Consider the following 11,751-nt stretch of genomic DNA (forward strand, 5'->3'; position numbering starts at 1 on the left):
GGGTTATGCAATCAATTCTTTATCAAATTCCGTGTCAGGTTGATCACTACAACGAGCTGTTAGACGCTAACGGCTTGCCGCATCCGCATTGGCAAGCACTGATAGAAACCTTGGCGAATGAGCCGGCATCACAGATGCGCCATCGCGTTGAGGCGATTCAGCGCCAAGTACGCGACAACGGCGTGACTTACAATGTATATGCGGATACCAATGGGCTACAACGCCCTTGGGATTTAGATGCGCTGCCGTTTATTTTACCGCATGAAGAATGGGCACACATTGCGGCTGCTGTTGCCCAACGTGCCACATTACTTAATCAGGTGTTATTAGATATTTACGGCGCACAACAGACCTTGAGCGAAGGTTTACTGCCTTCTGCCTTGGTGCATGGGCACGCAGGTTTTTTACGGCCCTGCCATGGCGTGCAGCATGAAGACAATATTGCCTTGCATTTATATGCAGTGGATATTGCGCGCGCGCCCAATGGCCAATGGTGGGTGGTGTCTGACCGTACGCAAGCACCTACTGGCGCTGGCTATGCGCTGGAAAATCGCACCATTATTTCTAGCGCGTTTCCGGATCTATTCCGTGATTTAAATATTCAGCGTTTAAGTGGCTTTTTTACCAGCATGCGCGACAGTCTATCGCACTGGGGGCGGCTGTGCGCGCAAAAGCAAAGCGTGGTGCACCCAGAAATTTTATCGCTGAGCGAAGGCGAGCAACCACTAATTGTCATACTGACGCCAGGCCCTTATAACGAAACCTACCATGAGCAATCCTATTTGGCTGGTTATCTGGGTTTTCCGCTGGTGCAGGGCAGTGATTTAACTGTACGTAATGGCATTGTCTGGCTTAAAACTATTTCTGGGCTGAAAGCTGTACACGTGATTTTACGGCGCTTGGATGATGATTTTTGTGATCCTTTGGAACTGAATGCTGACTCGCTACTTGGGGTGGCGGGGTTGGCACAAGCTACTAGGCAAGGCCACGTGGTGATTGCCAATTCCTTGGGCTCCAACATTTTACAATCCGGCGCATTGTTAGGGTTTTTGCCTAAGCTGTGTGAGCGCTTTCTGGGGGAATCGCTGAAGATGCCTTCCGTGGCGACTTGGTGGTGCGGGGAGCCCAGCGCATTGGAGACAGTGATTGCCAACCTGCATGAACTGGTCATTAAGCCTGCGTTTCCACAAATCAATCAGCATCCCATCTTTGGTGAAGATTTAACTGCCGAAGGGCTCGATGCCTTGATTGAGAAGTTGCGCGAAAATCCACAGAATTATATTGCACAAGAGCAGGTCAAGATCTCGCAAGCGCCTGCTTGGAGCGCACATCATAAGCCTAATCTAAACTCGTTGGCGATTGGCTTACGGGTGTATGCCTGTGCAACGCCCAATGGCTACGCGATTATGCCGGGTGGGCTGGCACGTATTGCCAGTGGCAAAGACGAGCGCGTGATTACCATGCAACGTGGCGGTACCAGCAAAGATACTTGGATTACATCTCCCACAGCAACCTATTACAGCAGTTTGTTGCGTCGCACTATGTCGAGCAGGGATTTGGTGCGTGGCAATACCTATCTTTCCAGCCGCATGGTGGAGAATCTGTTTTGGTTTGGCCGCTACACTATACGTAATGGGCACACCACACGGTTGATTCGCATTGCGATTCAATTCTTAATGGAGTTTTCTGGTGAGCATCGCCCCATTGAGTGGACGACGTTGCGTAGTGTGTGTATGTGGTACGGCTTGATTCCTGATGCAGATGTAGACAGTGATCAGGACACCTCCACAATTGAGCCGGATGACTTGAGCGATGAAGAGATTGAACGCCAGCTTATACACGCTGTGTTCTCAAGTAAAGACCATAGCTTGCAAAGCAGCATACAACAGTTTTTTCAACTGGCGTTTAATATACGTGAGCGTTTATCTGGCGATAACTGGCGCATTATCAATCAAATGTCGCAACGTTTTACGCATAGCAAGCATATGCCCACGCTGACAGAGACATTAGAGCATTTGAATGAGACCTCGGCTTCTTTGGTCACGTTGTCTGGTTTTACATTGGATGGCATGACACGAGACCAAGGTTGGCGATTTATGTCCTTGGGCAGGCGTATTGAACGCTTACAATTTTTGTGCGTACTGCTCCAGCACGCATTGACCATGCCGCCTGAGAGCAATCTAGATTGGTTGCTTGAGCTGACCGATAGCATTGTGACCTATCGTGCGCGTTATTCTGCACAGCCAGAATGGTTGCCTGTTTTGGATTTATTGTTGATGGATGAACACAATCCAAATGCCATGATTTTCCAACTGAAAGGCATGGTCAAATACCTCGCAGAAGTGTCTGCCAACTATGGTGGTGGGGCGCATGAAGCTGTATTTATAGAGCGATTAGAAAGTTTGAAAGCATTGGACCCGGATTTAGCGCTTTACCATGGCAGCTCCACGCTACTGATTTGGCTCAATGATACGTATAAGAAAAGCATTGATATCTCAGACCAGCTTAATTTGCGCTTTTTTAGCTATAGCGGATTGCCCGCCATGGAGCGCTATTAATCATGCGTTATCACGTATTACATGAGACCGAATATCACTACGACAGCGTAGTCACGCTATCGCAGCAGATGCTGCATATGACACCGCGTAACAGCAACGCGCAGTATTGCGAGCAGTATTCGCTCATCATTAGCCCAACGCCAACAGAGCATACGCAGTACTTTGATTACTTTAAGAATTACAGTGACTACATTGCGGTGTTCACACCACACGAGCTGCTCAAAGTCAGTTCTAGCTTTACTGTGTCTTTGCAAAGGCGGCCTTATTGGACAGAGCTGCAAAACAGTTTGCCATGGGAGACCGTGGCACAGCAATTATTGCATCCATCCAATGTAGATTTAGAAGTGGTGGGCTATTTGTACAGCTCGCCCAATGTAAAGAGTAGCCAAGCGTTGATGGATTTTGCATTGCCAAGTTTTTGGCAGGGCAGACCGTTGATAGAAGCCGCGCTGGATTTGACCCAGCGTATTTACCAAAACTTTGAATTTGACCCAGAGGCAACCAATGTGTCTACCCCGTTAGATGAGGTGCTGGCAGGTAAACGAGGGGTTTGCCAAGATTTTGCGCACTTGATGATTGGTTGTCTGCGCTCGTTAGGCTTGGCCTCTCGTTACGTGAGCGGCTATATCTTAACCAATCCACCTGAAGGTAAAGAGCGCCTAGTTGGGGCAGATGCCTCTCATGCATGGGTGTCCGTATATTGTCCAACCTATGGTTGGATAGACTTTGACCCGACCAATAACTGCTTGGTGCAAAGTGAGCATATCACTGTGGCATGGGGCAGAGATTTCAGTGATGTCTCACCTATGCGTGGTGTGGTATTAGGGGGCGGCGCACAAGAGCTGACTGTACGTGTGACAGTCACGCCTGTTCCCTTGATGGCCATGACTTAAAAAAGTTAAAAGTGCGTGTTTTTCACGCCTTCTTCTGCGCCAGCCGCCTCGGTGAGTGCAGCCACATTTTCTTTGGTAAAGAACCCATCAAAACTGCCATAACGCTGTACATACTCAATAATCAGAGATGAATGTTCAGATGCATTGGAGAAGATTTGTTTGAGCCCTTGCTCTTTAGAGCCAATCACATCTAACAAGAAGCCTTTGCCTTGCTGCGTAATGGCATTGACCACAAACTCAATATTCTCCAGCCCATCGCGTTCACCATCTTTCACGGCCAATGCCATGTGGTGTAAACGTGGTCCATAATTACGCACAAAGGTCTCGGTAGGTGAGGGTAGCTTTTCTAAGTGGTTTACAAAGTAGGGTGTGTTGTTGGCGGTAAATACTTTGGCCGGGCTTTTGGATTCCGGTACTTGGTGCACGCTTTTCGTCACATTGGTGGATGAGTTTTGATCCCAAATATTGTAAGCGCCCCAAAAATAATAGCTGCTCCAAGATAAATATTCCAAAATGGCCACTTCACGATTTTGGCTATACACGCGCGTTGCCAAGTGATCGACCGGTAAGATCAAATCATCAATCCGCAAATCCACCTGTAATTGCTTAGCGCCTTCGTAGGCGGCTTGTACATCATTGCGAATGGTACTCATGCCCAACGCGTATACGCGCAAATCGCCCGGATTACGTTCCAAGTACGCCACAATGTTATGTGTATAGGGGGAAGGTTTGCTAATGGCCAAATTGCCAGGCAGTTCCAGCTTACGTACATCGTTCTGATTAAAAAAGCGGAACTCACGTGCTTGCTGGATTTTTTCCACCTCATGCAAATTGGTGACGCGAATAATTTCACCCATATAGCGGCTATTGGGTTTTTGTGACCCTACCGGATAGATTTCATTCAGTGCACGAAAAATGCCCCTAAAATTAGGGTCTTTCACCTCACGTACAATCAAATCGGGGGAGTTTAAATCAATGCGTAAAATGTGTGTCCAGTGAGACTCGCTCTCCAGTGTTACCAAATAATGGTAGGGCGTCATCAAACAGAGCTCAGCAATATAGCTAATCGAATGGTCAGGATCCACCGTAATCATCAGTGCATCAATGTCATGCACCATCTCGGTTAGGCCTAGCCGATCACGCTCTTCTAACAAGCGCTGTAAATACTCTTCAAAAAATGGCGAGTTTTCCTTATCACCATGACGATCAAACTGTAATGAATTCATTCACACACCTAACATACATAAAAATGGCTCACCATATTGGTGCATTGGCCATACAAAGAGCCCCTGCAAAGGCAGGTGCCTGCTATAAAGAAAAGAGACTGCGTATTAAAAGACTTAATAATCAATAAGATGCTAACACTTCCTGCGTTTGACAGCGCTACTTATAGATAGTTATAGCTAATTATGTGCCAATTGTATTGGCTAAAGCATTTGTTGCGTATATGACCAACCCATTGAGGTGATAGCGCGCGCTTGAGTTACTATTTAGCCTGACGAAGGCAACAGTCCAATATGTTGCCGTCATCACTTTTTATTCAATCAATGATTTGCTTATGACCCCACAACGTACATTTTGGACACTGGTGATTTCAGCCGCGGCAATTTTGGCTGTCACGATGGGAATTCGCCAATCCATGGGCTTATTCCTTTCGCCATTAAACACATCAACAGGCCTAGGAGTTGTCACGATCAGCTTTGCCATGGCGGTTGCCCAGTTTACTTGGGGTGCAGCACAACCTCTATTTGGCATGCTGGCGGATAGGGTTGGTTCATTCAAGGTCATCGTGTTTGGCACCTTCATGTTGGCGCTTGGCTTAGTTATCACGCCATTTGTAAGTTCTGGCTTTGGCCTAATCTTTGCAATCGGCATCCTTACAGCGGCAGGCGCAGGTGCAGGCAGTTTCTCAATTTTGATTGGGGCTGCTGCACAAAGGTTGCCAGCAGAGCGTCGTTCTACAGCCGCAGGTTTTATTAATGCTGGCGGTTCTTTTGGTCAGTTTATCTTTGCACCACTCACACAGGCACTCATCAATGCATATAGCTGGGTCATTGCGATACTCGTACTGGCCGCCACATCGCTAACGACCATCCTTTTGGCACTACCATTACGCAATAAAAAAGACGATGCAGAGAAGCATGTCGTAGCACAGTCCGATGGCATCAAACTAGGCGAGCAACTACGTATTGCCTTTAAAGACCGAAGCTATCTTTGTCTGCATGCAGGATTCTTTACCTGCGGCTTCCACATAGCATTTTTAGTGACCCACCTACCTGGCGAAGTGAATTTATGCGGCTTGTCGGCTTCAGTAGGCGCAGCTTCACTCGCTATTATTGGTCTTGCTAACATAGTGGGCAGCATCGGCGCAGGTTGGCTGGGACAAACTAAGCGCATGAAAATGATTTTATTTTGGATGTATGGTTCCCGTGCCGTTGCAATTGCCATCTACCTAGTGGCGCCCAAGACAGAGCTGACCTTTTATATTTTTGCAGCGGTACTTGGCTTAACTTGGCTATCAACAGTACCGCCTACGGCCGGGCTTGTAGGCAAATTATTTGGCACCCGCTATTTGGGTACACTGTTTGGTTTTACACTGCTGAGCCATCAAATTGGTGGTTTCTCTGGGGCTTGGCTAGGTGGCATCGCTATCGTCAAAACTGGAAGTTATGACTGGATGTGGTACGCAGATATCGTGCTTGCAAGCGCAGCAGCACTGGTCAATTTACCCATTCGTGAAGAGCATCCAAAGCGCTTAGTCGCTTAAAAAATCATACTATCCAATAACGATTAGAGGATGCTATCAGACAGTGTTACGCTTATACTTTAAGCAACTGATTTTATCGATATTAAAAGATGTGAATAGCGCTAGAAGTGTATGTAGAAAAGCACACACCAAAAGCAAAAAAGACTTAGGTAGTTAAACCTAAGTCTTTGATATATTTGGCTCCTCGACCTGGGCTCGAACCAGGGACACACGGATTAACAGAGCTCCATAGTTTTCTATATTCCATGCGGGTTTCGGCATGATTCCTGCTCCGCAAAATGTCCGTTTTATACCTCTTTAAAGCCTTATTCTATGCGGGGTCATATTTTTTTGCGGAGCAATAATAAGCCCAAATTTTGAAAAGTATCTCGCTTAGAATTAAGAAAATTAATCAGGTTGCCTAAAGTATTACTTATCATATTTAGAGAGAAATTATTGTTCGGATATATAGTTATATATGAATGAAATTTAGGCGGAATAAATGCGAGTACTAGTTATAGGGGCAGGTGCTAGTATTGAGGAAGCACGGCGGTCTAACGTACCTGAAGAGTATTGGCCGCCAGTAATGAATAATTTTGCAGAAAAGTTATGGAATAATCATTCTGGCTTTTTTAATTATTGGTTACCAGACTATCTATCTTCTCTTGGTTATGACGCAGTATCTGATCCGACAGATTATTTTATAGAGTTGTCAAAAAGAAGCCCTGAATCCATAAATATAGAACGACTATTTGAATTTTGCTGGAACAATAAAGGAAAAAAATTTCCAGAAGATTGGCAAAACTTAATCTATCACGGCATTTTAAATCCATTGAGTTTTCTTTTAATTATGGGTTTTTTTAATGAAGGCCAATTGATTGAGCTAAAAGCAGGAGGAATAGTTACTCGAAAATTAAGTGATGGCGACATAGTCTTAAGCTTAAATTATGAAACCTTATTTGAGCTTGCTGCTGAACAATCAGCTCGTAAAATAACTTACTCTCCAAATATTTTTAATGGTCAGGGTCTGTTGATTGTAAAACCTCATGGCTCGATGAATCTTTTAGCAAATGAGCATCGATTTAAATTTTGTGATCTCAATTGCATTGGTTCGGTACACTCAAGCTTGGATGACTATCGAAATTGGACCGCAATCATTCCACCTAGATTTAATAAGCAGTATGAGCAGCATCCAATAGCAAGGATGATAATAAATCCTATCTCAAATATTAAACCAGATGTATTAACCTTTTGGGGTGTTGGTCTAACAGATAGCGACATAGACCTTGTTCAAATTTATAAACAATGGATTGGTTCGGCAACACGTATTGAAGTGATTAACCCTGATCGTGTAGTTGAAAGTCGTATTCAAGAGGTGTTGAATTCGGAAGTTATATACTACGCTACACTTGATGAGTGGGCTCTTGCATCCTAAAGTTAAATGGGGAAAAAATTTAAAGGGCAGTTTGAAAACTGCAGCTTATCTTTACCATTTTTAATGTATAGTACAATCGGATTATTTTAAATTAATGTCCGTTGATATTTACTTAATAATCAATAGGTTAAATTGCATTTTTTTCTGATTTTGCGGAGCGCTCCGCAAAATTTAAGAAAATAAAAAAAGCCTTACATCGCTGCAAGGCTTTTAGAATCTGGCTCCTCGACCTGGGCTCGAACCAGGGACACACGGATTAACAGTCCGTTGCTCTACCGACTGAGCTATCGAGGAATCGGTAGTACTTGTGAAGGCGTGATAATACTGGCTTAGCGGTACTTGGTCAATCGAAAATTGGGTAATTTTTTGAAAAAATCTAAAAAAATTTGGTTGGGTGTTATTGGGTTATTTGGCCTGTTATTTGTTTTGCCTTTTTTCATCCCTACAGCCAGCTATCTTGCACAATTTGAGCATCAAGCATCAGAGATATTGGGTGTGCCCGTCAAAATTAACAGTGCACATATATTTTTCATGCCTACGCCACGTATCCGTATTGATGGGATAGTGGTGGGTGATGCAAAGCAAGCCACGGTTCAATCGCTGACGGTGATTCCAAGTATCCGTACCTTTTTTTCGGATACGCGTGCGATCCAGTTAACGGTGGACCAGCCTGTGCTCAAAGAGAGTGCGTTGCCAATATTGACGCAATTCATGAATAAGCCTCCGTCGTCAGCTAAGCCCTCTGTGATTGTCACGGCAATAGATATTCAAAAACTGACGCTTGATTGGCCTAAACGCAAGTTACCTATCTTGGATGCTGAGATGCGTTTTGACAATGATATGCAATTTTTAAATGCATCGATTACGAGTGAGGATGGGCAGATAGAGGCTGAAATCACCCCGCACGAAGCTGGGCAAGCTATTGTGGTGAAGTTGCAAAACTGGTTGTTACCATTAGAAAAGCCTTGGCAGGTTGAACAGGGACGATTGGATATGATGTTGCATGGTAGTCACCTAGATATTTCCAAATTCACGTTAGCAATGTATGGCGGTACTATCAACGGTAATGCAACTTTAGATTGGCAGCGTCAATGGAAGCTCAATGGGCAATTACATATCAAAGAAGTCTCGCTCAAAACACCAACAAGCATGATCAGCGCCAGTACCTATTTGGGCGGACGTTTAATGGCTAATGGTCGCTTTGCGGCTACCGCTAGCAATGCAGAAGCGTTGATGAATCAGCTACGTGCCGAGTTCGCGTTTACGGTAACTCAGGGTGTGTTATATGGCATGGATTTAGTCAAAGTCGCCAGTTTACTCATCAAGCAAAATGTTGCAGGGGGAGAAACGCAGTTTGATACGTTTACAGGGCAGCTTGCCATTTCAGGCAAGCGCTATCACTTAAAACGTTTGAACGTGAGCTCCGGATTGTTATTGGCCAAAGGGGATGTCAGTATTAATGCGCAAGAAAAACTGGATGGTAGCGGCGAGGTAGCATTGAAGCAGAGCGTAGGACTGGTGTCTGTGCCTGTTATCGTATCTGGAACAGTGAATCAACCCGTGGTGTTGCCATCAAAGGCTGCGCTGGCAGGTGCTGCATTAGGTACGGCGGTACTAGGGCCAGGCTTGGGAACCAGCCTTGGTTCCAAGGCTGGCAGTGCTATGAGTGGGTTAAAAGACTTATTTGGCGGTGATTAGGCTGAGCATTGATTAGCTGAGTGCTTTTTCAATGCGGTCTAGCGCTTCTTGCAAGTTAGCCATGCTGGTGGCAAACGAGATTCTGAAATAGCCTTCGGCACCAAAAGCAGAACCCGGTACAACGGCCACATCAAACTTTTCGAGTAAATACTCAGCCAGTGCCATATCTGTAGTGGCTGTTATTTTTCCAGCATTGAATAGGTTGGCAATCGCACCGCGTGCATCTGGAAACGCATAAAACGCGCCACCGGCCATTAGACAACTTAACCCAGGCATAGCGTTAAAGCGGTCAACCACATATTTATGACGCTCTTTAAACGCGGCGACCATGGGTTTAATACAGTCTTGCGAGCCGCTTAACGCAGCTTCTGCCGCATATTGCGAAATGGAAGCAGGGTTGCTGGTAGATTGGCTCTGCAGAATTTCCATGGCTTTGATAATGTAAGCTGGGCCAGCGGCATAACCAATGCGCCAACCTGTCATGGAGTACGCTTTAGACACACCGTTTAACACGATACAGCGGTCTTTCAAGCCGGGTGCCGCGTTGAGAATGTTATAAAACTTCTCGCCGGTGAGGTTCACATGTTCATACATATCATCGGTAGCCACTAGCACATGCGGGTGTTTTAATAACACTTCGCCCAATGCTTTCAACTCATCTAGGCTGTAAACCGCACCAGTTGGGTTAGAAGGCGAGTTAAACATTACCAGTTTTGTTTGGGGGGTAATCGCAGCTTCTAGTTGCGCAGGCAGTAATTTAAAGCCTTGTTCAATACCACATTCAATAATTACTGGTTTTGCTTCTGCTACCAAGGCAATATCAGCGTACGATACCCAGTAAGGCGCAGGTACAATCACTTCATCGCCTTTGTTCAACACAGCCAAACATAGATTAAAAATCGTTTGCTTGCCGCCCACACCCACAATCACTTCGTTTACTTGGTATTCAAAACCATTTTCATTTTTAAACTTGGCGACGATGGCTTTTTTAAGTGCGGGAATACCGCTGACTGGGGTGTATTTTGTGTAGCCAGCATCAATGGCGGCTTTCGCGGCGTCTTTAATATGTTGGGGCGTATCAAAGTCTGGCTCGCCTGCTGCCAAGCCAATAATTGGGCGGCCTTCAGCCTTATATTTAGCGGCTTTTGCCGTAATGGCTAAGGTTGGGGATTCTTTGATGGATTGAACGCGTTGCGATAAAACGGCTGATGCAGAATTGCTCAAAATAACTTCCTTAGGCGTGCTTAAATAAATGTTTTTACATTAAAAAACATTATTTTACGCAAAAAACGCAGCTATTTACAGAGAAATTTCGCTTAAAGAATCTAACCCAATGAGTCCGTAAATATTAACAAGATTTTCCGCAGCCAAGCAGCTCTATGTACTCGTTGGCTAAATCTTCGCTAATGTTAGCTAAAGCCACTTGAATGCGATGCATTTCCGCTGAATCTCCCTTGCTTTTTGCAATCAACCCAACGTGTACCAGTGCATCGTAATTATTCGCATCCAATAGAAATGCTTGGTTAAATGCTTTTGCGGCCAAGTCCGTTTTATTTAAGTTTTCCAGCGCCGTGCCAAGGCTGTACCATGCTTCTGCAGTTTTCGGTTCTGCTGTGGTCCATTTTTCGGACACCTCGGCAAGTTTCAGCCAATCTTCACGGGATTCCGGCACGGCGGCTTGCATGTAGTAAGGTTTTTTGTCTTCGTCTTCTTCCCATAAGGCTTTGCCTTGAATCGGGAAAGTTGTGATTTCAGGTTGTTTTTCCAGCGATTGCAGCCATTCAATTGGCAGCGCGAAATGAATAGCGCCACCAATACCTGCGGTTTTGAACGTGTTGATGCCGACGAGTTTGCCATCCATATCGAACAGGCCGCTGCCGCTAGCGCCCATCATAAACTTGGCACTGGTACGGATGACATTGCCAGGGTTATCTGGATACAAGCCTTTGACATTACCACGCGAGGTTAGTGGTGCAGGTACACCATTAGAGTGACCGATGCCTGCGACTTCCTGCCCACGTTTGAGCGTGGTGCTACTGCCTAGTTTGGCTGGTTTAAAAGGCATTGCTTGTGTGGAGACCAAACATAAGTCATGCCAAGTGTCTGCTTTGACAGACGTGATGGGGTAGGTGTCTTCCCCGCGTGAAATCCATGGTTGCTTGGTGGCGCGCAGTACATGGCAATTGGTAATGACTTGGTTTTCTGCTACAACTACGCCGGAGCCATAGGCTAGACCGCCACTTGTGTTGTAGCCGCGTATCATCACAACACTGTAAAAAGAGTCCATCAGGGCTTGCATATCATAGGCTTTTGCAGGCACAGCAACGGAGAGCAAGCTAAATAGCAAAAATAAGTGACGCATGATGACCCCAATAGAATGTAATTTTATGTTTTGTTAATGGACTCTATACGCTTTGCAAA

8 protein-coding genes and 1 tRNA gene are annotated in these 11,751 nt (G+C 45.4%); 5 read left to right on the plus strand and 4 right to left on the minus strand.

Annotation, left to right across the window (positions count from 1 at the left end; genetic code table 11):
* The first annotated feature begins 5 nt into the window (after positions 1-5).
* Together A3Q3_RS0101530 and A3Q3_RS0101535 are read left to right on the plus strand one after the other, a co-directional pair.
* A complete protein-coding gene (locus A3Q3_RS0101530) occupies positions 6-2,558 on the plus strand; it encodes a circularly permuted type 2 ATP-grasp protein (protein WP_020181803.1) in 2,553 nt (850 codons plus the stop codon).
* Between the two features lie 2 nt (positions 2,559-2,560).
* Positions 2,561-3,451 carry a transglutaminase family protein gene (locus A3Q3_RS0101535; protein ID WP_020181804.1) on the plus strand — a complete coding sequence of 297 codons (891 nt, stop codon included), beginning with the start codon at positions 2,561-2,563 and terminating at the stop codon, positions 3,449-3,451.
* A 5-nt stretch (positions 3,452-3,456) separates the two neighbouring features.
* Here A3Q3_RS0101535 and A3Q3_RS0101540 read toward each other — a convergent pair whose 3' ends face one another.
* Positions 3,457-4,677, minus strand: a complete 1,221-nt coding sequence (locus A3Q3_RS0101540) for a hypothetical protein (protein ID WP_020181805.1) — start codon at positions 4,675-4,677, stop codon at positions 3,457-3,459.
* Between the two features lie 332 nt (positions 4,678-5,009).
* On the opposite strand from A3Q3_RS0101540, the gene A3Q3_RS0101545 reads away from it, so the two are divergent.
* Both A3Q3_RS0101545 and A3Q3_RS0101550 read left to right on the plus strand, forming a co-directional pair.
* Positions 5,010-6,218 (plus strand): MFS transporter, encoded by a 1,209-nt coding sequence (locus A3Q3_RS0101545; RefSeq protein WP_020181806.1) that lies wholly within the window; start codon positions 5,010-5,012, stop codon positions 6,216-6,218.
* 481 nt (positions 6,219-6,699) lie between these two features.
* A complete protein-coding gene (locus A3Q3_RS0101550; RefSeq protein WP_020181807.1) occupies positions 6,700-7,632 on the plus strand; it encodes a hypothetical protein in 933 nt (310 codons plus the stop codon).
* A 218-nt stretch (positions 7,633-7,850) separates the two neighbouring features.
* Here A3Q3_RS0101550 and A3Q3_RS0101555 read toward each other — a convergent pair.
* Positions 7,851-7,926: transfer RNA gene (locus tag A3Q3_RS0101555), tRNA-Asn, on the minus strand.
* A 72-nt stretch (positions 7,927-7,998) separates the two neighbouring features.
* Here A3Q3_RS0101555 and A3Q3_RS0101560 point away from each other — a divergent pair.
* On the plus strand, positions 7,999-9,330 hold the full coding sequence (locus A3Q3_RS0101560) for an AsmA family protein (protein WP_026361678.1): 1,332 nt from the start codon (positions 7,999-8,001) through the stop codon (positions 9,328-9,330).
* Positions 9,331-9,342: 12 nt separating this feature from the next.
* Here the strand turns inward: A3Q3_RS0101560 and A3Q3_RS0101565 are convergent, their stop codons facing one another.
* Entirely contained in the window at positions 9,343-10,554 is a 1,212-nt protein-coding gene (locus tag A3Q3_RS0101565; RefSeq protein WP_020181809.1) for a pyridoxal phosphate-dependent aminotransferase, read from the minus strand.
* A 124-nt stretch (positions 10,555-10,678) separates the two neighbouring features.
* Entirely contained in the window at positions 10,679-11,692 is a 1,014-nt protein-coding gene (locus tag A3Q3_RS0101570) for a trypsin-like peptidase domain-containing protein (RefSeq protein ID WP_020181810.1), read from the minus strand.
* Positions 11,693-11,751: the final 59 nt, after the last annotated feature.

This window comes from Methylotenera sp. 1P/1, assembly GCF_000384355.1.
Classification (GTDB): domain Bacteria; phylum Pseudomonadota; class Gammaproteobacteria; order Burkholderiales; family Methylophilaceae; genus Methylophilus.